The 26,001-nt window shown below is 41.6% G+C and carries 21 protein-coding genes; 8 read left to right on the forward strand and 13 right to left on the reverse strand.

The annotated features are described in order from the left end of the window. Nucleotides 1–57 precede the first annotated feature (57 nt). Genes GQF01_RS02310 through GQF01_RS02320 form a run of 3 tightly spaced genes read left to right on the forward strand, consistent with a single transcriptional unit; the run spans nucleotide 58 to nucleotide 3,624 of the window. Nucleotides 58–1,140 (forward strand): GerAB/ArcD/ProY family transporter, encoded by a 1,083-nt coding sequence (locus tag GQF01_RS02310; RefSeq protein WP_268894316.1) that lies wholly within the window; start codon nucleotides 58–60, stop codon nucleotides 1,138–1,140. Then, nucleotides 1,133–2,518: a spore germination protein gene (locus GQF01_RS02315; protein WP_161405276.1), complete on the forward strand. Its 1,386-nt coding sequence runs from the start codon at nucleotides 1,133–1,135 to the stop codon at nucleotides 2,516–2,518. The genes GQF01_RS02310 and GQF01_RS02315 overlap by 8 nt, the downstream gene beginning before the upstream one ends. After that, on the forward strand, nucleotides 2,515–3,624 hold the full coding sequence (locus GQF01_RS02320; RefSeq protein WP_161405277.1) for a Ger(x)C family spore germination protein: 1,110 nt from the start codon (nucleotides 2,515–2,517) through the stop codon (nucleotides 3,622–3,624). The genes GQF01_RS02315 and GQF01_RS02320 overlap by 4 nt, the downstream gene beginning before the upstream one ends. A 178-nt stretch (nucleotides 3,625–3,802) precedes the next feature. Here GQF01_RS02320 and GQF01_RS02325 read toward each other — a convergent pair whose 3' ends face one another. Next, nucleotides 3,803–5,173: a UDP-N-acetylmuramoyl-tripeptide--D-alanyl-D-alanine ligase gene (locus tag GQF01_RS02325; protein WP_161405316.1), complete on the reverse strand. Its 1,371-nt coding sequence runs from the start codon at nucleotides 5,171–5,173 to the stop codon at nucleotides 3,803–3,805. Nucleotides 5,174–5,509: 336 nt separating this feature from the next. After that, a complete protein-coding gene (locus tag GQF01_RS02330) occupies nucleotides 5,510–6,124 on the reverse strand; it encodes a YdcF family protein (RefSeq protein ID WP_161405317.1) in 615 nt (204 codons plus the stop codon). A gap of 270 nt (nucleotides 6,125–6,394) precedes the next feature. Between GQF01_RS02330 and GQF01_RS02335 the strand changes: the two genes are divergently transcribed. Further along, nucleotides 6,395–7,582, forward strand: coding sequence for an ATP-grasp domain-containing protein (locus tag GQF01_RS02335; RefSeq protein WP_161405278.1), 1,188 nt, complete (start codon nucleotides 6,395–6,397; stop codon nucleotides 7,580–7,582). Next, nucleotides 7,579–8,331 carry an esterase family protein gene (locus GQF01_RS02340; RefSeq protein WP_161405279.1) on the forward strand — a complete coding sequence of 251 codons (753 nt, stop codon included), beginning with the start codon at nucleotides 7,579–7,581 and terminating at the stop codon, nucleotides 8,329–8,331. The genes GQF01_RS02335 and GQF01_RS02340 overlap by 4 nt, the downstream gene beginning before the upstream one ends. 106 nt (nucleotides 8,332–8,437) lie before the next feature. Here the strand turns inward: GQF01_RS02340 and GQF01_RS02345 are convergent, their stop codons facing one another. Both GQF01_RS02345 and GQF01_RS02350 read right to left on the reverse strand, forming a co-directional pair. After that, a complete protein-coding gene (locus GQF01_RS02345) occupies nucleotides 8,438–9,385 on the reverse strand; it encodes a hypothetical protein (protein WP_161405280.1) in 948 nt (315 codons plus the stop codon). Nucleotides 9,386–9,450: 65 nt separating this feature from the next. Further along, nucleotides 9,451–10,404 (reverse strand): aldo/keto reductase, encoded by a 954-nt coding sequence (locus GQF01_RS02350; protein WP_161405281.1) that lies wholly within the window; start codon nucleotides 10,402–10,404, stop codon nucleotides 9,451–9,453. Between the two features lie 435 nt (nucleotides 10,405–10,839). Between GQF01_RS02350 and GQF01_RS02355 the strand changes: the two genes are divergently transcribed. Then, nucleotides 10,840–11,919, forward strand: coding sequence for a sulfite oxidase (locus GQF01_RS02355; RefSeq protein WP_161405282.1), 1,080 nt, complete (start codon nucleotides 10,840–10,842; stop codon nucleotides 11,917–11,919). 118 nt (nucleotides 11,920–12,037) lie between these two features. On the opposite strand, the gene GQF01_RS02360 is transcribed toward GQF01_RS02355, so the two are convergent. Continuing rightward, nucleotides 12,038–12,643, reverse strand: a complete 606-nt coding sequence (locus GQF01_RS02360; RefSeq protein WP_161405283.1) for a pentapeptide repeat-containing protein — start codon at nucleotides 12,641–12,643, stop codon at nucleotides 12,038–12,040. A 52-nt stretch (nucleotides 12,644–12,695) separates the two neighbouring features. Then, nucleotides 12,696–13,118: a MarR family winged helix-turn-helix transcriptional regulator gene (locus GQF01_RS02365; RefSeq protein ID WP_161405284.1), complete on the reverse strand. Its 423-nt coding sequence runs from the start codon at nucleotides 13,116–13,118 to the stop codon at nucleotides 12,696–12,698. 325 nt (nucleotides 13,119–13,443) lie between these two features. Between GQF01_RS02365 and GQF01_RS02370 the strand changes: the two genes are divergently transcribed. Then, nucleotides 13,444–14,616, forward strand: coding sequence for an MFS transporter (locus GQF01_RS02370; RefSeq protein ID WP_407945387.1), 1,173 nt, complete (start codon nucleotides 13,444–13,446; stop codon nucleotides 14,614–14,616). 317 nt (nucleotides 14,617–14,933) lie between these two features. Continuing rightward, nucleotides 14,934–15,224: an ArsR/SmtB family transcription factor gene (locus GQF01_RS02375; RefSeq protein WP_161405286.1), complete on the forward strand. Its 291-nt coding sequence runs from the start codon at nucleotides 14,934–14,936 to the stop codon at nucleotides 15,222–15,224. Nucleotides 15,225–15,347: 123 nt separating this feature from the next. Here GQF01_RS02375 and GQF01_RS02380 read toward each other — a convergent pair whose 3' ends face one another. The 7 genes from GQF01_RS02380 to GQF01_RS36805 all read right to left on the reverse strand — a co-directional run bounded on the left by GQF01_RS02380 (nucleotide 15,348) and on the right by GQF01_RS36805 (nucleotide 25,962). After that, nucleotides 15,348–16,613, reverse strand: coding sequence for a hypothetical protein (locus tag GQF01_RS02380; protein ID WP_161405287.1), 1,266 nt, complete (start codon nucleotides 16,611–16,613; stop codon nucleotides 15,348–15,350). Between the two features lie 111 nt (nucleotides 16,614–16,724). After that, the gene (locus GQF01_RS02385) at nucleotides 16,725–17,801 is read right to left on the reverse strand and encodes a Ger(x)C family spore germination protein (protein WP_235958813.1); all 1,077 of its coding nucleotides are present in this window, start codon (nucleotides 17,799–17,801) and stop codon (nucleotides 16,725–16,727) included. Beyond that, a complete protein-coding gene (locus GQF01_RS02390; protein ID WP_161405289.1) occupies nucleotides 17,798–18,886 on the reverse strand; it encodes a GerAB/ArcD/ProY family transporter in 1,089 nt (362 codons plus the stop codon). Before GQF01_RS02390 ends, GQF01_RS02385 begins: the two co-directional genes overlap by 4 nt. Before the next feature lie 28 nt (nucleotides 18,887–18,914). Next, nucleotides 18,915–20,366: a spore germination protein gene (locus tag GQF01_RS02395; RefSeq protein ID WP_161405290.1), complete on the reverse strand. Its 1,452-nt coding sequence runs from the start codon at nucleotides 20,364–20,366 to the stop codon at nucleotides 18,915–18,917. 182 nt (nucleotides 20,367–20,548) lie between these two features. Next, nucleotides 20,549–21,715, reverse strand: coding sequence for a response regulator (locus tag GQF01_RS02400; protein ID WP_161405291.1), 1,167 nt, complete (start codon nucleotides 21,713–21,715; stop codon nucleotides 20,549–20,551). After that, entirely contained in the window at nucleotides 21,712–23,520 is a 1,809-nt protein-coding gene (locus tag GQF01_RS02405; RefSeq protein WP_161405292.1) for a sensor histidine kinase, read from the reverse strand. Before GQF01_RS02405 ends, GQF01_RS02400 begins: the two co-directional genes overlap by 4 nt. 282 nt (nucleotides 23,521–23,802) lie before the next feature. Continuing rightward, the gene (locus GQF01_RS36805) at nucleotides 23,803–25,962 is read right to left on the reverse strand and encodes an S-layer homology domain-containing protein (RefSeq protein ID WP_161405293.1); all 2,160 of its coding nucleotides are present in this window, start codon (nucleotides 25,960–25,962) and stop codon (nucleotides 23,803–23,805) included. Nucleotides 25,963–26,001: the final 39 nt, after the last annotated feature.

The raw sequence follows: 26,001 nt of genomic DNA on the forward strand, positions 1-26,001 counted from the left end.
AATATATGTAATTGGAAAATTTAAGTATACTGCGATCGCAAGGAGGATCTGATTGGTTTGAACGGAAAAATCACACCCTTCCAGTTGTCAATGATGCTGATTACATATATCGGAATCTCTAACCATGTCATCCTGATTCCTATATTGCTAGATACCGCGAATCGCGATGCATGGATCTCTGTCTTGGCCGCCGTTGTACCTTCCTTACTTCTTGGCCTACTGTATGTATATATGTACAAACATATCCCTTCTTCTCTCTCCACCTGGGTGAAAGAGAAAACAAATTCGCTCGTGTGGCTTATTTTCACAGTCCTGTTCACTTTATACTTCTTAACTCAGGCTAGTATCAGCATACGGGATACGATCGTGTGGTCAAATACATCATACCTGACCTATACTCCAACATGGGTAGTCGGCATATGTCTCATTGGCATCAGCTATTACACAGCAAGAAAGGGACTGGCCGCAATTGCAATCACCAATGGCATTCTGCTACCCTGGATCGTTCTATTCGGCTTTTATATTATGATAGTAAACTTTCATTACAAAGATTACAGCTACATGTTTCCAATCCTCAAAAATTCAGCGTTATCTATCACTCATGGCGCATGGTACACAACATCAGGCATTACGGAGATCTTTCTCGTGTTCTTCCTGAAGGACAATGTTAAGGGCAAGCTGTCGCGTATGAATATGATGATTGTTGTTCTAATGTTGATTGAGCTGACATTTGGACCCTTGTCAGGCATAATCGCCATGTTCGGTCCGTTCGAAGCCGAGAAACTCCGATACCCAGCGTACGAGCAGTGGCGCATGGCGTCCATCGGAAGCATGCTAAGTCAAACAGACTTTTTATCCATCTATCAATGGTTAGCCGGTTCCTTTATACGAATTTCGCTGGCCATCTATATCATTCACACCCTGTGGGTGAAAAAATGGAGGCATCCTGAAATTTTACTCATTCTGATTTCCTTGTTTCTTTTTGTAATCAATCAGCTTAAGCTGTCGGATGTAAAGTTCCACGAACATGTAAAAACCTATTATACGAGTTCTAGTCTGTTTTGCGGTGTCACTAGCTTCTTGCTCTTAATTTGTATTTGGGCAGGGAAGAAAAAGAAGGCGGTGAAGCAAAATGGCTAAAATAAGCGAAAGTGACATCCGCCAGTTATTTGAGGACTGCGGTGATGTTAACCTCGAACTAATCGACGGCTACTTGTTTATTTTCTGCCAAGGCATGTCCAATCGGGAGCAAATCAGTGAAGTGAGCGCATGCAGCGCAGACTTTTGGCGACAGCACCCCGTTACGTTAACATCGAATTGGAAGAACGAGCTATCGTCCTATGTGTTTAGTGGCGACTTACTTCTCTTCGATATGGAGACGGCTAGCTGTTATCTTCACTATGTTGCTGACCCGCCCCAAAGAAACCCAGAAGAGTCTGTCACTGAAACGTCCTCCAAGGGAGCACGTGACGGATTTACCGAAAGCATCAAGACCAATGTTGCGCTAATCCGCAAGCGACTGCTAACTCCGACACTTAAAATGGAATCTTTTACAATTGGAGTCCGTAGTCAGACCGAGATATGTCTACTCTACATCCAAGATATTGCCAATAAGGAAGCTGTCGATGAGGCTCGAACAAGATTGCAGAACATCCACATCGATGCGCTCATTACGAGTTCTCAACTGGAAGAAGCCATATCGGATAAGACCAGGTCGGTGGTACCGCTTATCGACAATACCGGGCGGCCCGATTTTGCCGCTGAGTACTTGATGGGCGGCCGTTTCGTCGTTTTGCTTAACGGTTCGCCACTTGCGATTATCGCCCCCATTACCCTAACATCGCTTATGAAATCACCGGAAGACGGCTATTACCGTGCGGTGATCAGTTCTTTTCAACGACTGATCCGCATGTTTGGCTGGTATTTGGCATTGTTCCTGCCCGGATTCTACATCGCGCTGATCGGATTCAATTTCGAGCAGGTACCACTTCCTTTGTTAGCTACAATCGCAACAAATCGCATCGGACTTCCCGTTACACTTCCATTCGAGGCGATTATCGTGCTCATCTTGTTTGAGTTGTTTAAAGAAGCAGGACTGCGACTCCCGAAATCAGTAGGCCCAACGGTAACCGTCGTCGGCGGTATCATTATAGGTGATGCAGCTATAAGAGCCGGCATTACGTCCCCTACCGTAACTGTTGTGGCTGCGACCACGGTAATAGCCGGTTACACGCTGGTAAACCCGACGCTAAGCGGCATCGTATCTATCGCACGCATCGTCATTATGATCATCACATCTATTCTCGGGATGTTCGGGTTCTTCATGTCTATCTTCTTCGTCATCGCCTACTTATCCGATCTCAAATCATTCGGGATCCCCTATCTCTCACCGCTTTCACCGCCATCTTGGGCAGATATCACAGGGGCTCTGCTGAAGAAACCGGCGAATAAAATGAAAAAGCGTGCACAGAACCTACATTTGCAGGACGATACGAGGATGAAGGACGGAGAATCATGAAGAGAGCCTGGAAATCTGCTTTGGTCGGCTGCATCATGTTATCCCTTTGTGGATGCTGGGACGTAAAGAACATTCAATACTTCAATTTCGTTAATATGATAGGTATCGATTATATCGACGGAAAATATAAAATCTATGCGCAGATCAATGATCTCGCATCCATGGCGAAACAAGAAGGAAGCGGAAACACTCTGAATCCAATCGTTGTTGGAAAAGGCGAAGGCGAAAGTATTGGGGTGGCGATGTTCGACCTGCTGAAGGAAAGCCAGATGCGAATGGATTTGACACAGACTAAAGTGTTTATATTTAGCGATCGCCTGCTTGCCAAGGGGATCTTCAATATCCATGACGACTTGATGCGAACGCGCGATCAACGCTATACACCCTGGGTATTTGCTACAAATGAAGACCTCAGCAAGATACTAAGCACAAAACCGATCACCGGCAGTTCCTCTATTAACACAGTGTACTACCAGCCTAATCTCTTATATAAGCAGATGCAATCATCCTTTGAGCCATTGAATTATCAGAAGTTCGTCCGATCTTCACGGGAACCATTCGAGACGACACTGCTGAATCATTTAAAACTCTCCCAGAGCTGGGACAAAGATGGTAAGCCATTTACACTGCCAATCGTGAATGGCCTTGTCGCTTTGAAGAACGGAAAGAGCGAAGCCAGCTTCAACCGTAAAGAAGTAAGCGGAGTGAAATGGTTAAAAGAGAGAACATTACGCGGTATCCTCCCCATCAAGGACGATCAAGGTACATTCGTTGGAACTGCAGCGCTAAAGAACAATAAGGTAAAGAAAACACCCACATATAGGAACGGTAAACGAGTCGTAAAACTAGACATTAGCATGGACGCATCCATTCGAGAGCAGAAGAAACCTCTCGGGCTGAATGAAATGAATATGTTGATTAAGAAGAACCTCGTGGATGAAATAATAAAAACCTATGAAGTTGGGAAGAAACGATCCGTTGACATATACTCTTTGAACGAAGTCTGGTATCGCAAAGGTTTGACCGTCAATGAAGATATTCCGGATCTCGAGCTGCATATTAAAGTCAATCTCTTGGCTACGAATATGTTTGAGTTGCGGGACTAGTTTCTACTTTTAGAAAAACGTCCTTAAGGTAAAATCTAATAAATTATTCGTTGGTTTACAAATATTTTCCTCCACTATTCTGCCCGCTACTTTAGTGATGAAATAAAAAAAGAGCTGCTGCAATGCAGCTCATACGCTATAGTTCTTCGTTAGAGCTTAATAAAATAAACGTATTGTATTATAATAAATTTTGCAATATTGTCTCTAATTGCATCCCTCTCGATCCCTTCAGTAAGATTACATCTTCTTGCTTTATAATGTTTCTTAATTTTTCAGTTAAATCTTCTTTGTTCGAAAATGCCTGGACACTACCTTTGTGAAATTTTTCTTCTGCTTCTAATGCGATATATTTTCCGAGAGTGCCGACCGTATAAATAAAATCAATTTTGGTTGGATTAATATTCCTCCCTATGTCCCGATGGAACTCTTGCTCTTGTTCACCTAATTCGAGCATGTCTCCTAAAATTAAAAATTTTCTTGCATATCCGTTTAATTCTTCAAAGGTTTTTATTGCAGCGGTCATCGAATTGGGGCTTGCATTCCATGCATCATTTATTATGGTAAATCCAAAGGGTGAGACTACTTTCTCCATTCTCATACCGGTTATTTTCAAATCTCTAAAGCCCGTTTCCATCTCTGCAGGACCAATACCAAGTATTGTGGCTACTGCAATTGTCGCAAGTGCATTTGATACATTATGTGCACCAAGAAGAGGTATGTAAAACTTATCGTCACCGACTGTAAAAAAAGATCCTTCTGAGTTTGTTAGAGTGGTTCCCACATAATAATCATTTGTATCGTCTTCCCCAAAGCTAATAATAGAGATCGGATTCTTGGCTCTAATTTTATTAAGACCATTGGTTAACAGTGGTTCATCCCCGTTGTAGATTAGAACTCCCTTATCTTGCAAGCCATTTACAATCTCTAATTTCGCGGCAGCAATTTCTTCCCTTGATCCAAGACTTGATAAGTGTGACACACCAATCATTGTTATGACAGTAATGTCTGGCTGAGCTATGCGGGTGAGTCGATCGATTTGACCACGCTCACTCATTCCCATTTCAATAACAGCAATTTCTGAATTCTTATCTATCTCTAGGATGGTCAAGGGAACTCCAATTTGGCTGTTTAAATTCCCGACTGTTTTATGTACTCGGTATTTTGTCTGTAATACAGAATTAATCATATCTTTTGTGGTTGTCTTACCATTGCTACCAGTAACACCAATTACTTTTATTGATAATTCCCTTCGATAATTAGTGGCCAATATTTGAAGTGCGTTCAAACAGTCATCAACATAAATTAACGGTAAATGAACAGGAGGATTGGGATGATCCTTTTGCCATAATGAGGCTATCGCTCCTTTGGATATTGCTTCTTCCACGTAATCGTGACCATCCAATTGTCTTATGATTGGGATAAATAAATTACGTGTCTGTACTGTTCTAGAATCAATGGAAACCCCTTGAATCATAAGGTCATCATATACATTAGATAGTCCATTTCCTTCGGTCATCGTTTCTATAACTTTTAGTTTATGGCAAATCACAGAACCACCGCCAATCAAATTAATATCAACCGAATTATTTAGTTCCCTTACATTAAGGATATTCCCTCCAGGGCTGTACTAAACAATATCATTTTATTTTTTCAACTATAACGTTTCTCGTTAACTGAATGGATGAATTCTTGTCAATTATTATTGGTTATAGTTTTTGAAGCTAACGAATCCTATAAAGACACTAATCATTCCAAATATTAAAACTTTTACCCCACCTCCCGCAATTATACCTATATGTTTAGAACACATTAAAAAAAGAGGAAGAGGAGTACTGCCGCGAAGCAGGCTCCTCTTCTATCGTTTTCGTGAGCAAAATACGATTGGTTAACAATATTCTGATACATGATTTTCAAGACCCGCAATCTGATTGTCTAAAGGGGTAATATCCCCCTTCTTTCCATAGCAAACTATACGCAAATATTCCCCATATACTAGGGAGCAATTTTTAGGAGTATTCATCCAATTGTGCCTTGTCATAATAGGCTCATCATCGGTAAAATTTGTATCAAATGGATATGGTACATAACGAATGTGCGGTGGTAAATGCTTTGTTAATAGTCTCCATTGTCGCCCTGCACCATAGCTTTTTGTGATAAACAACAAACTATTTATCTTATCGAAATTGAATATTTCTTTTGCAAACAAGACGTTATCTAAGGAGTTTTTAGAACGTTCTTCATACACAATAGCATCCGCTGGAACACCATTAGAAATAAGATATGATACAATAACTCCTGCTTGGGGAACGTCTCCGTAATTCCAAGAAGGATGTATCATCCCCCATGTACTATTGTTTCCTGTGATAATAACAGCTTTACCTAACTTTTTTTGATAAGCTTCCAAAGGCTTTTCAAAATTCCCAGGATGAGACCCACCAAACAAAAAGATCGCATCACAAGCTACCGGCTCATGGATCTTAAGAAAACAAATATGAGTCATTTCCTCAATTTGTTTATTAGTAAGCTTTGGGACTTCTGGGTATTTAGAAATTGGTTTCTTTAGAATACATATCACTCCTCACTCTTTAATGGTTATGTAAAATAATATTCCAGTGCCTCCTCTACATTCCCTTTTTTTGTATTTTAGTATTACTGCCCTTTCGCTTAACGGTACAAAAAAACCTCTAACTGATCTTTACAATTGATTTTCTTGAAAACATGGGAATGTCAGGATAAGATTTTAGATAATAGGAGTCAGGGAGGCAAATAAATGAACTTTATTTTTTTTTCGCCGAATTATCCAAACTACTGCACGGAATTTTGCTTTCACTTGAAAGAACGCGGAGTCAATGTACTTGGCATTAGCGATGTGGATTATTACCTACTTAACGAAAAGCTACAGTATTCGCTAACTGAGTATATCAAAGTAGATCGTCTGGAAAATTATGACGAGGTTCTGCGCGCGGTCGGTTACTATACCCATAAATATGGAAAAATTGATCGTTTCGAATCTCTTAACGAGCATTGGCTAGAGCTTGATGCGCACATTCGAACGGATTTCAACATTTTCGGGACGAAGCTCGATTTCATTTCAAATTTGAAACAAAAATCGAAGATGGAAAAGTTTTTCAAAAAAAGCGGTGTCGAGTCCATACGTTCCATAACGAAATTCGATCGTGCGAAGGCAAAGAAATTCATTGAGAAAGTCGGCTATCCCGTTATTGTAAAACCGAATATAGGCGTGGGAGCGAACATGACTTACAAAATCGCGAGCGAGTCGGAGCTCGAGCATTTCTTGCATACCAAACCGTCAGAAGTCGATTTTATTCTGCAAGAGCATATAGACGGCGTACTGCAAACCTACGATGGTCTTGTTAACAAAGATGGTGAAATCATATTTGCTGCAAGCCACGAATTTCCGCATAGCATCATGGAAAGCGTAAATTCTGGAAATCATTTCAGCTATTATTGTTTAAAGGAAGTAAGCGGGGAAATTGAAGCGGCCGGTAGAAAGATCATCCGAACCTATGGGATCAAAGAACGCTTCTTTCATCTCGAGTTTTTCAAATCTAATAGGGATGGAAATATTATTGCACTTGAAGTCAATATGAGGCCGCCCGGTTCGTGGATGACGGATGCGATCAATTACTCTTACGATATCGATATCTACGAACTATGGGCGAATATGGTTGTTAATAATCAGGTGGAAGGACCTTTTGTCGGGAAGTACTATACCGGGTTTGCCAGTCACAAAAACAACATCCCCTACACCCATGGGCACGAAGAGATCATGCAGCAATATCCGCATGAAATTGTCCATCACTTCAGCATTGAGGATGTACAAAGCCAGTCAAGGGGAAATTATGCGTATCAATTTCGCTCAAAGGATTTTGATGAAGTGAAACGAATTGAAGCTTTTATTCATGCAGTGAAAAACAGAGTCGAGGTGTATGCATGAAAGTAACCTATCACAAGTCGTATAGTGACAACTTGCATAGGGACATGGAATACAAAACCTACGGACATCAAGGGAAGCCCGTTCTTGTTTTTCCCACCTCCTGCGGACGGTTTTATCAGTATGAGGATTCCGGTATGATCGGCACGTTGGAAAGTTATATTGAACAAGGCCAAATTCAAGTCTGGACATGCGACAGCATTGACGAAGAGACATTTTATGCCAAGAACTCGACGGCCGATGAGAAAATGAAGTGCTATGACCAATATGATGCCTATGTGAAAGACGAACTCATTCCTTCTATTCTGCATCAAAACAAGGAGAACAACGGAGGAAGAACTCAGAAGATCTTGGCGACAGGATGTTCATTGGGGGCTTATCACAGTGCCAACATGTTTTTCCGGCACCCACAATATTTTGACAGTTTAATTGCTTTAAGCGGTTTGTATTCAACCAATCGTTTTTTTGGAGAAGAGGTCCCTCCTTCAGCTTATTACCACTCCCCACTTCATTATTTAAAAAACTTAGAGGACGATTCGTATCTGAATCCATACAGGAACAGCAAAATCATCATTTGCACAGGCCAAGGCGCTTATGAAGATTTAATGCGATCGGAGACGCAGAAGCTCTTGGAAGTGCTGCAGGAGAAACACGTCCCAGCTTGCGTAGAATTTTGGGGGCACGATGTCAATCATGATTGGTACTGGTGGAGGAAACAAATCCTTTACTACATGAATCGGTGCTTATCTTGATCGCTGTTCTGGTACACTAAATACCAATACGAAAACAGACCCCACGATATCTCGTTGGGTCTGTTTTAATAACGACATATGTCTTAATCTGTACCCGAAGAATTGTTCATTGGCTCAGACGATCCCTAATTACTTCAACAGAGAATTTAAACAGGAGGGCTTTATCCGGATCTTGGAATAAAGGGGCTCCCGCAAACATTTGCAATCCATAAGATGGTACTTGGGAAGTCGCTGATCTCGTAAGACTCATCGGAAAATCCAAAATATCCAGGATCAGTTGAACATTGCAATCTTGGGGTACAAATTGATGCGAATACTCGAGCCAAGTCCTTCCCCATCCCGGATTTTGGCCGCTCTTTTTGGAGTAAATAAGTGGTGTAAAAACGTCAATGGACTTTTGTAACAATCTGTAGTCCTGAGCGAATATTCGTGTCAAAGCCCCATCGAATTGTTCCGGAGTCCAAGGGCACATGTAAGCGCCAATAATACATTCTGGTAATTTGTTCTTTATTATTTCTGTATATTGAAGCGCAAATCCGGCTATTTTCCGGCAGTTGTGTAATGTCCACTCCCTAGGATATTCCGATAATATTTCATCCGGTGTCCTTGCATCAATATTTGTATGAAGACAAAAATCTTCGATACATGTGGAACAGAAACAATTTTCTTGCAAATCGGGTTCCGGCTCTTCGAACCAACCTCCGTAAGTCAAATAGTCGAGCCAAATGCCTCTTGGTTGAAATCTTTTCAACCCCTCTGTCAATTGTTCCTCGATTTGGGACAGATACTCCTTTTGCGATAAGCATATGCCCTGTACCAGTTTGCCATAACGAATCGGTTTGCCGTCTTTTCCAATTGGAATAAGTTCAGGATGCTGTCCAAAATCTGCTCGAAACGTTTTAAATTCCACGCAGGCATGCAAATCTCGTTTTTCACATGATGCAAACGAATGTTCGTTGAAACCATGAAACCAGACAGCATTAACCCCATAATCCTTCACATTATGGGGCAGGTCTGTGCTACCGTAAGGACCGAACAATAAAGGTATTGTCATCGCAGCAATCTCCTTACAAGCTCAAGTTTTATAAAACGGCAGCTGCATGATGATTCACTTTCGTTTTATTCAGCGAATGCTTCATCCAATTGACGTACATGCTCTTCGGAGAGTTCCCAGCCAACTGCTCCAACGTTTTCCTCCAGCTGCTCTAATCGACTCACACCTATGATTGCCGAAGATACGGCTGGACGATGGACGATCCAGTTCAAGCTGACTTGTGCAGGAGTTTTTCCCAATTCGTTAGCTATTGCTCTCAACTGCTTGACCGCGTTCTGAAATTTTCCTGCCTTTTCGGCAACTGCCGGCTCCATGTACCCACGGCTTCCTTCAGGAATCACATTCTCGTACTTTCCAGAGAGAATCCCTCCTCCTATAGGGCTGTACAGAATCATGCCAACTCCTTGATCTACGCAAAGCGGCTGCAGCTCCTTCTCCACAGTCCTGTTGATCAGGCTGTAATTGGGCTGAACGGATACAAAACTTGAGATCTTGTTGACATCACTGACCCATAACGATTTGGCGAGGACCCATGCTGGAAAATTAGAGCATCCTATATATCTAACTTTGCCCTGACGAATCAAATCGTCATAAGCACGAAGAGATTCCTCCAGAGGGGTATCCCAATCTACGCCGTGTGCCTGATAAAGATCGATATAGTCTGTTCCAAGACGCCGAAGGCTATTTTCGACTTCTCTCATGATATGTTGACGGGATTGCCCTTTGTCGTTCGGACCACTCCCTACTTCTCCGTGTACTTTTGTAGCTATGACAACATTATTTCGCATTCCTTTGACCGCTCGGCCGAGAATTTCTTCCGCTTCGCCGCCTGTATACCGATTAGCATTGTCAATTAAATTGATCCCTTTATCCACTGCGGCATGAATAATCCGTATCGAATCCTCTGGGCTCACTTTGCCCGGCTTTCCCCAACGCGGGGTTGCGCTACCGAAATTCCAGCAGCCTAAGCTAATGCGAGATACCTTCAAGCCAGACTTCCCAAGTTTTACATATTCCATGATCTCTCACCTCTCGTCAAAAAGAATAAGAATACTTTTCACAAACAAGTGCGTTTCTGCTTTAGGAAAGATATTCATCCTCCCCAAACATATGATCTAACATTTTCAATTATAGATAATCATTGCTGTTATGAGAAGAAGTGAAAACTTTTAAACTAAGTTACCTGAAGTTAACTGTGGCTCGAATGATGTGACATCATAACCTAAGCGACCAATAAACGCTTTCAAAATTTGTAGATGAACTTAGTAAAAACATCAGTGACGTTACGCAAAAGGGCTTGGACCCGTTCCGTTAGAAAGACGGGCCTTCAACTGCCGCGCAGCGCCTTCTCGGCATCAGAATGGCGTTTTCCAGTTTGATGGTTAAAATTACGTTTCTTTGATAAAAATAAATTCTAGAGCTGTTCATATTTAGATGAAGAGGTGGATTTGTTCATGCGTGACATTCATTTGGTTCCAGTTTCCTATTTCCCATCAGAAAATCTTGAATTCCCCATGATTTCCAGTCTTCAGACCATTACACCGAATCAATTATTTTACGTAAGAAATCATTTTGAATACCCGCCAATTGATATAAACACCTGGAACCTTTCAATTGAAGATTCCGTGGATCGATCAATTAAATTTACTTATTCTGATTTGATAAACATGAATAAGGTCACACTATCCGCTACACTAGAGTGTGCAGGAAACAAACGTTCGTTGTTTGAAAGAAAAGCGCAAGGTAACCAATTCATGCTAGGGGCGATAAGTAATGCCATTTGGGGAGGCGTCCGACTGAAAGATGTATTAGAACAAGCAGGAGTATCCCTAAGCGGGACTGAAATTGTTTTTGAGGGATTAGATTATGGTCAACGAAATGATATGGAGGAACACGTATTTTTTGAAAGAAGTCTACCTGTTGCCAAGGCGTTTCACCCGGATACGATATTGGCATATGAAATGAATGGTGAACCGCTCTCCATTAAACACGGTTTTCCAATAAGACTGATTGTTCCTGGGTGGTATGCAGTTGCGTCTGTTAAATGGCTTCATAGGATCAGAGTCGTAGAACAGCCCTTCAAAGGACCTTTTCAAAGTATAGATTATGTCATTCTAAAAAAAACAAACGACTACAAACATGCACTACCGTTATCACCTGTTTTAGTCAATTCGACGATAGCATCTCCTACAGAAGAGCAAGAGATGGCCGCTGGCACTAACGTGATAGAAGGCTATGCTTGGGCTGGCGAGCATTCTGTAACGAAAGTAGAAATTAGCACAGATGGCGGGAATCTCTGGAGTGAAGCAAACTTACTTGATCCTGATGTTCCCTATTCATGGAGGAGATGGTCTTTTTCGTGGAATCCACAAAATTCAGGTCCATACACAATTATGAGCAAAGCAACGAATGATCATGGAGATGTTCAACCACTAAAGGCTGAATGGAATGTAAAAGGTTATCAAAATAACTCCATCCACGCCGTAAATGTTCATGTAATAACCTCTAACTTGGTTAATTCAATCTTGAACTAACCTACTCGTTAACGGGGTAAGGGCTGCCATGCGGCAGCCCTTTACTGTTTAACTATCTGTACGTTTAGTACAACGGTTTATTCACTTTATTTTCCCTACTGTCTGGTGCGAATAGCATTTAATTTATTTTTGCACCGTGTGAAAGTGTAAACAACACGGCTTGCTCTGCATCCATTCGCAACCCCTTGAGTGTGAAGGATTTGAAATCCACACCATCCATTTTAGCGCCCCTTACATCGGCTCCCTGTAATTTCGCTCTAGCTAGCATTGTTCTCGTAAGATTACAATTTCTTAAGTCAGCTTTTTCTAAATTTGCTTCGGTTAAGTCAGATTCATTAAATTTAATTCCTCGCAAATCTTGCTTAGCTAGTCTGGCATTTCTCAAATTTGTATAAGACCAATCCCCTTGGAATATGGTGATGCCATCCATATTGGCACTGGAAAAATCGGAGCCCGTCATTTTGCAGTTTTCAAACTTCGACACAAACAGATTGGCCTCGGCAAAGTTGCAATTCTCAAACGCAGATTCTTTATGTACGGAGCTATTTAACGAGGCACCCCGAAAATTACATTCAACGAAACGGCAGTTTCTCGTTGTAATCTCCTCTAACGATCCGTTAGCAAATGTGCAACGATGAAAAGTGCAACCTATTAACTCACCATACCTCAAATCTTGATTACAAAAGTCTATACCTTCATAATTTTGATTGATATGCTCGAACATGATACTCCTCCTTTTCCGATAGTTGATGAGTCAACTATTGGGTATACGCAAATCATTTTTTCATATTACTTCGCATCTTATTTAGAAGCCTGCGTAATTCATTCATTTCTTCAAGTGAAAAGCCTGTTTCAAGTACATCAATGGTTCCTGAAATACAAGGTATTACATTAGTAGCTAGGCTCTTACCTTTATCTGTTAATGATACTTTAAAGTAACGACGGTCATTACTATTAGTAATTCTATGCATTAGACCTTTAGTTTCAAGGCTCACAATCATCCGAGTGATGCTTGATTTATCTTTTCTTAAAGCGAAAGCTATCTCACCCTGAGACAACCCATCTCGTTCATTGAGCAAGACAATGATAAAGGCTTGTTCAGGCGTAATATCATACGGAGCTAAGCTTTTGGTCATGTGCATAGATATCTCTAATTTGGCATCATGAATTAAGACAGCAATATTTTCGAGTAAATCCATTTTGTAATCACATCCCAGAAAAGACTATACCAAAATAGTTGTTGCGTCAACTATAATTATCGTGCAAATTTACAAAGCTAATTCGTAAGTCCTTACGAAAAAAAATCTTGACGATCTACGTATACAATTATATAGTTAGACAAGCGTCGAAGTGATGTGACGGAAAGGGGGCTGGATCGCTTGATCTGGCATTAGTAAACATGCAGCATTAGTTAAAAATATAAATACCTGGCTTCAGTGACAGAGCCATAATGGCTGAATTTATATATCCCTACTTTTCTATTTATTTAGTGCTTCATATCTTACATTTGGAGTTGATATGCTCGTGATAAAGTCAAAAGCTTTTATTATTCTTATTCTTGCCTTTGGGATTTTCGGAATTATCAATACAGAAATGGGTGTCATTGGTATTTTACCGCAACTCGCCCAATATTATGATATCAGCGTTTCGACAGCAGGTTTGCTCGTAAGTCTATTTGCACTAGCTGTAGCAATTTCCGGGCCGTTCTTACCCCTTCTTTTTTCAGGTATGAATCGAAAGAAGGCAATGCTCCTTGTTATCGGTATTTTCATCATCGGTAATATCGTTTCTATATTTGCACCTAACTTTACAGTTGCTTTAATAGCCCGAATAGTACCTGCTTTCTTGCATCCGGTGTACTTCTCATTAGCCTTTACAGCTGCTGCCTCCTCAGTTAGTCAGGACCAAGCACCAAAGGCTATCGGAAAAGTATTTATGGGTGTAACAGCCGGTATGGTAATTGGTATTCCAATCACATCATTTATCGCAAATGTATCTACTCTTCAACTTGCTTTACTGTTCTTTGCCATCGTAAATATCATAACATTCCTAGCAATTCTGTTTTTTGTTCCTTCGATGCCTGTTAAGGAAAAAATGTCATACGGTTCTCAAGTGAGCGTCTTGAAAAAACCTGTTCTTTGGATGGCCATCTTTTCAGCAATTTTCATTCTCTCTGGGATGTATGCAGCCTACAGTTTCTTTGCTGAGTACCTTGAGTCCGTTACAGGAATGTCTGGTGGATTGATTAGTCTGATGTTAGTGCTTTTCGGGTTGACAGGTGTAGCGGGCAACTTGCTCGCAGGTAAATTGATTACTAATCATGCATTGAAAACAGTGGTCGTATTTCCAATTATTTTCGGTGTGCTTTATCTCATCGTGTATTTGCTGGGAAGCTTTACCGTTCCAATGGTTATTCTGATTGCGTTATGGGGCGTCTTGTTCACCTTTGGGCTTAACATCTCTCAGTACATGATTACATCTTCAGCACCTGAGGCACCTGACTTTTCTAATGGACTTTTTGTCGCATTTGCTAACTTGGGTGTAACGATTGGAACAATTGTCGGTGGGGCTTTCATATCTGGAATGGGCACTCAAAGTGTTATGTGGTCTGCTCTGTTGTTCCTGACACTAGGTTTTGTCGCCGTACTATTCTTTGTGCCATTAGCTCGGAAAGACTACAAGCGTATAGCTAATTAATTCTTATTCCTTTTAAAATGGACAGCTCCTCTAGCAAAAACTAAAGAGATTCAATATCTCTTCAATTTTTGCTAAACGGAGCTGTTTATTTTACTATTTCTAGATTAAACTACAATATACATCATTTCTATTCTTGTGCAAGATCAATGATAATATTCAATTAACAACAGCTATTTTAATTCCAAGTTTATTATTTCTGACTGTTTTCTAATCAATGATCATTTATGTTATATTAAAATAATAAACTAAAAATTCATGAATTTACGGAAGATGATATAAGTCCGCTACCCAACGATCTTGAAAGGAGATAAATTAGAATGACAGTGCTGACAGATCAACAATTTTCGAGAGTCTCCCGTGCTCTGGCAGAACCGCGACGTCTTCAAATGCTTAAAGAAATTGCAAAATCAAAGGATCCATTTCCGTGCGGTATCTTTCTTCAAACTCACCCAGTGAGTGCTGCAACTATTTCCCACCACCTTAAAGAGTTAGAAACAGCAGGTTTGGTTCAAAGCATACGCGAAGGAAAGTTCATGAGCTTAGTGTTCCAACCTGACGTATTAAATGCTTATCTTGAGCAGCTTTCTAGTATTATTCCCACGAACTGAGTACTGTTTTACCAGCTCAGAACTAAGAATCAAATAAAGAGTGACATCCGAAAATCCATCGTCGTTCCAGACTATGGTTTCTTTGCTTTAAGTGATGTTGACGGAGAAATCCAACAAAGAGATTCAGTCTCCCCCTTTGTTCGGATCGTACTCCGTTAGTCCAAGCGCTTTATTGTTCCATAATATTTCCTTTATCTGATTATCATTTGTCGAACCACATCGTATCATCATGACTACCTCTGTGGCTCTTGTTCTTCCGAACAAATCAAGTGAAGGCAACTTTTTTATCACTACCCACTTAACTAAGAAACCGAGTACTCCACCTCCTACCAATCCATATAACGCCCATAGAATAGGTCCCTGTTTGAGAACAAAGCCGTATATGCCCCCAAGGAGCATACAAATTGACCCTAAGATCGTGGCAAGATCGACAAAGCTAACTCCATCTGAGTAATGCGCGTTATCGAATAGCTTTTTCTTTTCATTACGGACTCGAAGCGGCAATGCAAACATGTCCGATTTCTCAACACCAATCTGTTCAAGTTCGGTTAAGGCTAGTTCGATTGCAGTCGAGTGCTCGAAAGAGGCAACGATATACATTGTTTTCCCCCCTGCCCTGACTGGAAGTGGTATGTCGAAAGCTGTACTTTGGTATTCGGAACGTAAAAACTGCGATTGAGCGATCTTAAATTGAAAGTTCGTAATGACGGCCTGCGAATATGCGAAATACACATATCCTCCGTAGATTGAAGGAATAAACAAATACCATTGTGGGTCTAATATCGTTTTCGCTTTTTCAAAATTGCCAATGCACGTGTAGTAAACTCCGACATAAAACCTTGAGAATCCTATCGTTATTACCCAACTAACTATGCTAAAAAAGAAGGAGATTAGATGGTTTAAATACAAAGAACCAAGACCGGGCATAATCATTTCCCAATAAGTAGCTGTAATAGGACTTACCTTGTTCAAGGTATTTATACTAAAAGAGGATGCCTTGGTCGTCTTCGTCAAAGTTGTAGTCCGAAAAGATAACACGTAATTATTGTTCATATCTACACATCTGCGGTATGAATCGAACATTGTAAACACGTACACACCAATGTAGAGATAGAAAAAACGAAGATCAATAACGTCAATTGCTGTTTGGAAATCACCTAACATTGACAAGTAAATGGCTTTGTTTACTTTTGCGAGGTTATTGACTGTGAATTCGAAGATAATGAGCGAATACCCGATAAGTGGATAGTTGATCATACAATGCCCGTAGCCCGGGAAGGCTGCAGACCACCAAAGTGGGATCCACGGATTAAGTGGGTATTCAATACTCGAATTAGATGGAATGCTATGCATCAAATGGGAATAGCGTTTGGTTAGTTGTTGTGACAAGTTTATTTACCCCGATTAGGATCTATTTGTACCTTTTCAGTATGGATGGAACCACTGATTTTTATTCCCAAGTTATGAGATAAACAGATTCTAATGGTGTTAAGGACATTTTTATTTCTTGATTCCCATTTCCTTAAGATTAACCGCAACATTCAACTGAACGTTCAAGGTTCGATAGCCTTCTTCCCATTCAACTTCATTCCAATTTCTCGTTCTACTCCTTACAAAATCCCCCAACCCGAGCGGGTCGATCCCTTCCTTTTTAAATGAGTCAATGAGCTGCATTCCTGTTGTTGTAATTTCATTTTCTAGCCCCTTCTTTATGGCCTGCAAATCTTGACTTGGAGAATAATCACTTCTCGATTCATTAATTTCACCTTTCATATAAAGGTTAATAATCACATTCTCAGCGTTTTTATCATTGCTGACTCGATAGTGTACTTTAGTATTGCTACTTCTAACTGTAACATAAGATTCATCGTCAAGTTTTACTTCACAGCTCACTTGATTTGCATTTTTTTTAAGAAGTTTCATGAGTCCCATTTCTTTCTCATTTATGGATCGCACATATTTATCATCCTTAAATAAAGCTAACCCGGAGATGATAACGTGATCGTTTTCCAATTTAAGAAGCGGCAAGAAAGGGTCCATTCCTTTGCTCGAAAGGGCGTATTCAAACTCGTGGAGATTTTGTTTGAGGAGCAATCCACTTCTCGTGTTCGAATTGAGTAAATTGAATAAGAACATCCCTTTTTCCTCATCAGGACTAAAATTCGCTCGGAGCATTGTTTTTGCATCTCCATCAACCACTGCCAAGAACATTCTACGTGAGGCCTGAGCGTCCCGTAACGCAACATCTATTTCCTTGACCAAGCCTTTTTCCGCCAAATCTTTTCCAAACAATATCACGGAAAGTTTTCCCGGATTAATAGGTCTTGTTAATTGAAAGTCCATAATCTCTTTGATATTCACACTCGTGTGAGCAACTTTCGAGAGCAATTGGTTTGAGATGGAGTCAGGTTTTTTGGATAGAACCTTGGGCGCAGCTATTGTGAATTCGATTTGATTATTGGTTGCATCATCGAAAGCACAAACAATAAACAAGGTGATTCTGTCTATAATTTGTTGTTTCACACACGCAGTTAATAGGAGGCATGTAACCAATAGCAAGAAAAGACATCGATTCATACCACTCTTCTCACTTTCATTCTGATCATATCGACAATATACAGAAATGGGATGTAAGTAAATATCAAGTAGAATCCTATTTTTGATAAAAGGGTTCTAACTTCTTCAATGCTGTTGTGATCTGGGATCAGGCATACTGCAAGAAAGACAAGAATTAAAAATATAGGCAAAACAGTCGAACGCTTAACAATGAACATGATATTCATGATTCGGGTTGAAGCCCAAAGATTTAAACATATGACAGGAAAAAAAGCGAAAATCAAAGAAGCGGCACCAATAAACTCAATATGTTCAATAAAAGGAAACCTCACAAATTTATAGCTAGATAATTCGGGCCAAATTTCTGTTGATAATTGATGAGGCTTAAACAATAACACCAATGAAAGAATGATAATAAGATAAAACATCGTTGTGAGAATATTGGCTAAATGAGCCCATTTCTGCGATTTTTGTGGTGTTTTAATGAACATGTAAATGAAAAAGAGCATCTCCACGCCAAAGTATGGAAATGTCATTTCCTTCGCTGCTTTAAGGATACTGATCGTTGAATGATCCAGCATAGGCAATAAATTGTTAAATTGAAAAAAGGGCATCGCAAATACCAAAGAAAAAATAAGAAGATGTTGTACCAAGCTAATCATAGAAATACCGACGATTATTCGGAAACCTCCTGCCACGCAGTAATATACAAGTAGAAGTAAAATTAAAGCCAGTGACCATGTTCTAATATCAGGAAACACCCATACTTGTACAATTTCTATAAATAGTCGCAATTGATAAATGGAACCTAGCAGAAAAAAAACGATAAAAATAAAATTCAGAATACTACCGACCCATTTACCGAAAATTTGAAGATGAGCGTGGATAAGATCAGTTTCATTACGGTTGAGGATTCCATAAATCATCCAAATAACGACATGTATGCTGAGACCACAAAGGAGGACTGATATCCAAGCATCTTGACCGGCCCATTGAATTGGCTTGATAGCCATAGAGAGATAGCTGACTCCGAGCTGCATCGAATGAATCAATATGGAAATCAGAAACGGCGAAACGGTTAACCGTTCATTTACCGATGGTTTCAACTGTCTACCACTCCCAGTATTTGTTTTTTCATTCGTTGATGTCTTCTTTCAACTTTGCTTTTTTCTTATCAAACCTTATAGGGTTTAATGATCTGAAAAAGCTAAACTTGTGATGAAATTTGCTGTAAGGGGAACGTATCACAGAATCGAACATGTCGGAAGTTCGAAGGGGATAAAAAGGAACCAAATAAGGCATTCCAAGTGACGTTAATCGCAATAAGTGAATAATCACAAAGAGAATGACGATGAATATGCCTAAAATCCCCCATATTTGTGCTGCAATAATAAAGGGAAAACGAAGGACACGTATCGTGGCACTCATTCGAAAAACAGGTGTTGTGAATGAAGCTAAAGCTGATAACGCCACGATAATCAACAAAAAATTGCTTGTAATTGAGGCTTCAACAGCAGCAGTACCGAGCACAATACCTCCAACAATTCCAATCGTTTGCCCGATTTTGGAGGGCAATCTGGCGCCGGCTTCCCGTAACAGTTCAATCACAAGTTCCATAATAAGCACCTCCACAACCGGAGGGAAAGGCACATTAATTCTCGAAGAAATGATCGTAGGCAAAAATATATTTGATATCCCCTGTCCGTGGTACGTCATTACAGCAACATACAATGGGGTGGCAAAGATGGAAAACACCACAGACGTCATACGGATTAATCGCAAAATAGAACCGATGATCCAAGGCAGAAAATAGTCTTCATAGGAAATGAAAAATATCCCCAAATTGACTGGCGCAAATACGGCTGTCGGGGACCCATCCATTAATATGCAAACTTGCCCTGATGATAAGGCCCAGGAGACGTAATCCGGTCTCTCAGTGCCAACTGTCTGAGGAAAAATAGAGTTAGAATTGTCCTCGATCATTTGTTGAAGCAATGTAATATCTGAAAAAACATCAAATTCTACATCCTCTATTCGCTGTATACATGTATTTACATATTGTTTATTCGTTGTTCCCTCTATGTAACAAACTGCCACTTTCGCCTTGGATGCACTACCTAGAGTAATCTCTTTTACACGTAGTTCTGGAATAGGAATACGCTTGCGGATCAAGTTAAGATTGATGTCCAATGATTCAACGAATGCATCTTTCGATCCTTCTACAGTGAATTCAACTTGGGGTTCAGTAACTTTACGACCCTTGGAAAGAGAAGCTTTAATCAAGATAGTATGATAATTCTGAGAGCCAAGTTGAACAGCTACATATCCCTGTAGTACATTATTTTGAATGATTTTCGAATCACATGACATTTCTTTTTCTGCAACTGGAATGAGATTGTACAGATCATCTAGTGAAACATTCGAGACCTCGGTTAGATGTCCAAGAATATCACGGTGTAAGACTTGCTCGTCAATGAGTGAACTTAAATAACCAATAAAATAAGGTTCGGATTCTGTCTTATGTTCGTAACAAACAAAATCCATCGATTCACTAAGTTCTTTCCAGATCTCAGGAATTGAATTCATGCTACATCAACTCATTTTCCAGAATTTATTTTCATGAGTTCATTATTTCATATCAAGTGGTTAATTATTCAGACTTTGGCATTCCTTATCCATTCACCATTCCAGAATAGTTATCATTAAGGTTTTATTCAAAAAAATAATAATGATAGATCCGACTATAAAAAGACAAAAACCGCGCTGCATCAAAGCTTCGCGGTTTTTGTCTTTCTATCTGTGACTGCATGAACTAACGAACTATATAGAACGGTCAACTCTTCAGAAGGACGAATACCTAGCTCCTGATGAAGCAGCCGAACATAATCCGTATACAGTACGGTCAATCCCTTTTTGTCCCCATTCATTTCGCGTATCATCATTAAATGGTGGATAACCGACTCGTCTAGCGGATTGTGCTCATTAAGCTTAAGCAATAACTTTGAAGCGGAGTCTGTATCTCCCGTGGAAATAAGCACGGCAACAAGGCGTTTGACGAATGAAGTGTACATTTGACTATAACGTTCCGTTTCGTGAATAGCCCATACATACGCTTTATCGCCGAACAAATCACCCGTATAAAGCCGTTCAACCCTTAGGGCATTTTCCACTTGGCTGGCATCGATCGTTTGCAGTTCTTTCACTTGTGATTCGAATTTTACATAATCAATATTAACGTCCTGCCACTCAAGTGCATAGCCATCGTTCTCTGAACGTATGACTTCGCGCATACCAAGCGGTTCCAATGACTTGCGCAGTTGATACACGGTTGTATTTAAATAGCTTTCCGCACCTGTTTGCTCCATACCGCCAAAAATATCAATAACCAACTTGGAACGTGGAATACGTCTCCCCCTGTAAAGCAGGAGATAGGCAAATAGCTCTGCGCATTTTCGCGAGATCCACTTCACTCGCCCCGTTTCATTGCTTACAACAACATCTCCGAGCGCAGTAATAACAACCTCTCCTCTAGACAGCGTAGGTGGTACCTGTGTCGCTGGCAGATGGAAAGCCCGCCAGTTCTGAAGCGCACGATGTACAGTTCGCTGCAGTCTCTCTTGGGAAACCGGCTTGACCAGATAGTCGATCACCGAGAGTTCATAAGCTTCTAGGGCGAAATCTTTGTGAGAGGTGACGAACACAATTTGAATCAAAGAGCCAACGTTTGCTAACCTTGCGGCGAATTCCAGCCCATTCTCACCTTTCATGGAGATATCAACGAATGCGAGGCCAATATCTGTATGCTCTTGTAGAAAGAAGGCCGCAGATTTCGTATCCGTGAAGGCACCAACAACTTGAACCTCTGGCAGCTTATGCAACATTTTGCTCAAAATTAAATGCATTGTCGCGTCATCATCTACCAAAATAACTTTCAAGTCTCTTCACCTTCCTTCCAATGGTCAATAACATCCATCCCGCCTCTTGAACGAAGTAAAGTAAAGAAAAACGTCGTTCCCACTCGCGGCACGCTGTCAAACCACAGATTTCCTCCATGAATTGCAATAAATTCACGAGTTAACATAAGCCCAAATCTGGCATGCCCAGCACCTTGTTCAAGATCCGGTACTTTGATAAATGTATCGTCACGGCGCAGCATTTCCACTGTTTCTTCGTCCATTCCTTCTCCATTATCGCGTATAGTCACAACAATCCTATCCTTGTCCATAGTAGCTCCAATTTCAATCCATCCACCAATTCCCGTAAACTTTATCGCATTCGATAGCAAGTTCCGCAGAATGAGATCTAGCATCTCTTTATCTGCGCTAACTGTAAACTTTTCGTCAATTTGCTCTCTCAGCACAATATGTTTCATTTCTGCCTTCGACTCTGCTAGTAACAGGGCTTGACGAACGACTTGCTGCAAATTCCAGCCTAGCGGTCGAAACACGACATTCCCTTTCTGGTTGCGATACCAGTCGAGCAAATTCTCGACAAGATAGAACGTGTTCTGTACTTGTCCTTGGAGTACCCCGAACAATTCGGCATGCTCATTGTTATCCGCAGCAAGTTCTTCACCAAGCAGTTCGGTTATACTGACCAAGTGCGCGATCGGATCACGAACGTCGTGTGCCACAACAGTAAACATCTTGTCCTTAAACGAATTTAATTCCAAAAGCTGGTTCGCACTCTCACGCAGCCTTGCCTCGTTTTCTTTCAACTCCGTGATATCATTAAACAGGATCATTTTTCCAATGGGTGTGCCTGAATCATAGATAAACGATACACTGCATTGATAATATTTATTTTTATTGCCATCAGCTTGGGATCTGAAGAACGAGAACCGTTCGTTTCCGTGATGGGAGTCAAGGATGGAATGAATCAATTCAGGATTCGCAGAGAGAACCTCCCCGACATAAGCAGGGTAATGTTTCGTCAATGTGAGCTCCGGTAAGACGCCTTCAGCCGCTTTGTTGTAATTGACAATTTGGTCATTATAATCGAGCAGGATAACACCATCTCGAATGGTGTCGAACACTTGAGTTAGCGCAAGCGGTGTAAACCGGAGCAGATTGAATCGCAGAATTCCCCAGGCATAGACGATTCCAGAGACTGCGAACCCGAAAGGCGTCAAATCGACCACCATTCCAAACCACAAGGTTATATTGAACAACAAGGGCACTGCGGCTCCCATGGTCAGTACGATAATTTGTTTGCGAACAATTCTTGAAGACCGCCAATACATCGGGATAAATAGAAAAAATCCACACAATAACACGAAATAATTATATAGTGTGTGTGCTTGATACCAAGGTCCTTTAACTGTTTTATACAACGGAAATGAAGTAGACTCATTGAGGATATATTGCTCATAAAAAAGGTGATGCCACTCATTGGTCAAATGGGAAAAAAAGACCCCTACAGGGATAACGAATAGTGCCAGCGCAAGGCGTTTTCGGTAACGCGAAGCCGTCCCAGAGAATTGGATGACCTGGAAGAGCCATAGCGTCGTGACGAATGGAATGCCAATATATTCGATTTGAAGCGAAAGCTTAACTTCGTATAAGTTGCGGCTTAACAACTCGAAAGCATAACCACTTGCGTACCAAGCCGCTCCTATCATAATCAGAATCATCGTTCTAGCGACTGGTAAATGCCGTTGCTGATAGGACAAAAACGCAACGTATATCATGAATCCTGCTGCCAGAAAAAGCAGTAATGACAACCATTGAACTGTGTTCACTGCAACGTCTCTCCTCAATATGGAACTGCCAAGCTGGTCAGTCCTAAGTAAGCCTCCTTTTCAATATACATGCTTATTCATCGAGTATCTACCCTTCCCCCTTGATTTCGTCATCTAGTAGGCTCAAGAACTTGAGGATACAAATAAAAAGCCGCATCACATGCGACTTTTCATGTAACCATATTCTTTTTTTCTACATAGTCTACTGTTGTAAAGAATAGATTTTGTACGTACAAGCTCATTCCTCAACCAAAGACCTTCCCAAACTAACACAGCCTTTTTTTATTTGATAAAATGCACATATTGCAGGAACCGTTTCAGTATAACTGCAGCCTGCGCTCTTGTTGCATACTTCGACGGAGCAAAGCGTCCATCTTCCATCCCATTCATAATGCCGTCTTCCGAAGCTCGGACTACCGCCTCTTGCGCCCATGAAGAAATGGATTCTCGATCCGTGAAAGCGTCTAGGCGGCTACCCTCTTGCTCTTGCCCTTCTCTACCAGTTCCATGGTTAGTCAATGTTAAGGCCCTGGCGATTACAACGGCCATTTCTTCGCGAGTAATAGGGGCATTGGGAGCAAAAAGGTTGGCACCGATGCCACTAACCATGCCGCTAGCAACCGCCGTATTTACTGCAGATGCATACCATGCAGATTCAGGAACATCCACAAAACGAGCACTGCCGCCGCTCTCCTTTACGGATAGCCCTAGCCCGCGAACAAGCAAAGCAGAGAATTCCGCACGTGAAATGGTTCCCTCTGGCGCAAAACGGCCGGCCTCCACACCGTTCACCAGCAACTTTGACGCCAGATACTCTACATCCCCTTTCGCCCAGTGATTGTTTAAGTCGACGAACGTTCGTGCTTGTACATCTACAACCGTGTACATGCTGTTATGTGGTACGTTCAAAATCGCTTCGCTTGAGCCATCTGGACCGGTTTCCAGCTGTGCCGGAACAAAAACGACGGTGCCGTTTGTCGGGATATACTGAACGGCAACCAGGTTACGGTTCATGTTCTCTCGGTCTATCTTAATGGTCCGAATCGAGTACAATCCACCATAGTCATGCACCTCCAACGTTCGCCCGTTTGCTTCTGCTGTCACCTTGTAGTCAATCACGTCGGCGGAAACAGCAAAACCTTGGGAAACGCCAATCCGATTAATCTCTTGTCGAACATTCTCGCCGACCTGCACCTGTATGATGTTCACGGTCAAATCTGATACTTTCGTGTCGAGACTCTCCGCCAAACCAGTCAGATCGATCGCACTTAACCGCAACTGATAGCTGGAATTGCTCAACCTCACCTCGATAATTGCATTAGGATAAGCTTGTACCATATCCGCGATCCAGTCAGCCGGAAACTGTGTTTGTACTGCCTTCTCCCGATTGCCAATGTTTATGCTGACTAACGGTTCCTTCGCATCCTTCAGGAGTTCCAGTATCCTCTCCCACGTCCGTTCGGGGAGGATGACCCGTTCGACCACCATGCCATCCGAACGCGTAATATTTTTGATGTCGGAAGGATCGACAAGAGCGGTAATCCCACCGTTCATATTTATCTTCACAGTCGTCTCCAATGTAATCGGTAATCCGCCATTATCTGGTGAGGATGGGGTTGAGATCCCAGTAACTGTGATGGTTTTCACTGTTTCATTGCCTGCTTTGTCTAGGGCATATACGGTATAGTCGCCGTTAGCACCAATCGTGAATTGAGATGAGGCCAAAATATCAGTTCCTTTGGTTTCACTAGTAAAATCAGCCACGCTAAGGCTTCCAGGCAGCCAACGTAGTTCCGTCAGCGCATTACCCGCAGCTGCGCCGTACACACTTGCGGTCACGCTGATCGCTTTACGTGTCGATCCGTTCGATGCAGCCGTCAGGGCAACATCGGGCGGTATCGCCACGATACGGATTCCGCTCGCGTCTGGTGCTACGTAAGTCAGCGGAGCCGCTAGTCCGCTGGAGGTGTGAACAATGCTTGCACCGTTCGGGAGGTCCAATGAAGCGGCAACTTTAATTCCATCAACATCCGCGAGCCCTCCCGGAATTTTGTATTCGAAAGTAAGTTTTCTTAATGTTGTGTCGCGCTCGCCTGTATATGGGGCATATACCGTCTGTGTGACAGAATCATCTCCAATCAGGATCGGAACAGCAGGTGTCCCCATCACGGTTACTTCGTATCCGTAAAATACAGTAAAGTGAATCGTGTCGCTTCTACCATACAAATCATTGGCCGATGCGGTTAGCACCACCCCCACCCAAGAGGCTTCAAATATCGCCATAGCGTCTTTCAATCTGACAGTGGCTTCATCCAATCGAGTCTGAGATTGATTCTCCGCATCGTCGGCAGTAGCCTGCGCTGCATCTATCGCGGTCTGCAGAGCAGCGCGGTCTACTGCCGAAGTCTGTCCGACATCCGTACCTTCTGGATGATCCGTCAACGCCTTCTGCGCCGCCGTAATCGCCGCGCCCAGCGTTGT

Origin of the sequence: Paenibacillus silvestris, assembly GCF_009882985.1 — a bacterium.
Taxonomy (GTDB): Bacteria; Bacillota; Bacilli; order Paenibacillales; family NBRC-103111; genus Paenibacillus_E; species Paenibacillus_E silvestris.

Coding starts and splice junctions, on each gene's coding strand:
- GQF01_RS02315 (WP_161405276.1), top strand. CDS start 1,133: ATGGCTAAAATAAGCGAAAGTGACATCCGCCAGTTATTTGAGGACTGC.
- GQF01_RS02320 (WP_161405277.1), top strand. CDS start 2,515: ATGAAGAGAGCCTGGAAATCTGCTTTGGTCGGCTGCATCATGTTATCC.
- GQF01_RS02330 (WP_161405317.1), bottom strand. CDS start 6,124: ATGACTCATATTTGTTTTCTTAAGATCCATGAGCCGGTAGCTTGTGAT.
- GQF01_RS02335 (WP_161405278.1), top strand. CDS start 6,395: ATGAACTTTATTTTTTTTTCGCCGAATTATCCAAACTACTGCACGGAA.
- GQF01_RS02340 (WP_161405279.1), top strand. CDS start 7,579: ATGAAAGTAACCTATCACAAGTCGTATAGTGACAACTTGCATAGGGAC.
- GQF01_RS02345 (WP_161405280.1), bottom strand. CDS start 9,385: ATGACAATACCTTTATTGTTCGGTCCTTACGGTAGCACAGACCTGCCC.
- GQF01_RS02350 (WP_161405281.1), bottom strand. CDS start 10,404: ATGGAATATGTAAAACTTGGGAAGTCTGGCTTGAAGGTATCTCGCATT.
- GQF01_RS02355 (WP_161405282.1), top strand. CDS start 10,840: ATGCGTGACATTCATTTGGTTCCAGTTTCCTATTTCCCATCAGAAAAT.
- GQF01_RS02360 (WP_161405283.1), bottom strand. CDS start 12,643: ATGTTCGAGCATATCAATCAAAATTATGAAGGTATAGACTTTTGTAAT.
- GQF01_RS02365 (WP_161405284.1), bottom strand. CDS start 13,118: ATGGATTTACTCGAAAATATTGCTGTCTTAATTCATGATGCCAAATTA.
- GQF01_RS02375 (WP_161405286.1), top strand. CDS start 14,934: ATGACAGTGCTGACAGATCAACAATTTTCGAGAGTCTCCCGTGCTCTG.
- GQF01_RS02385 (WP_235958813.1), bottom strand. CDS start 17,801: ATGAATCGATGTCTTTTCTTGCTATTGGTTACATGCCTCCTATTAACT.
- GQF01_RS02395 (WP_161405290.1), bottom strand. CDS start 20,366: ATGAATTCAATTCCTGAGATCTGGAAAGAACTTAGTGAATCGATGGAT.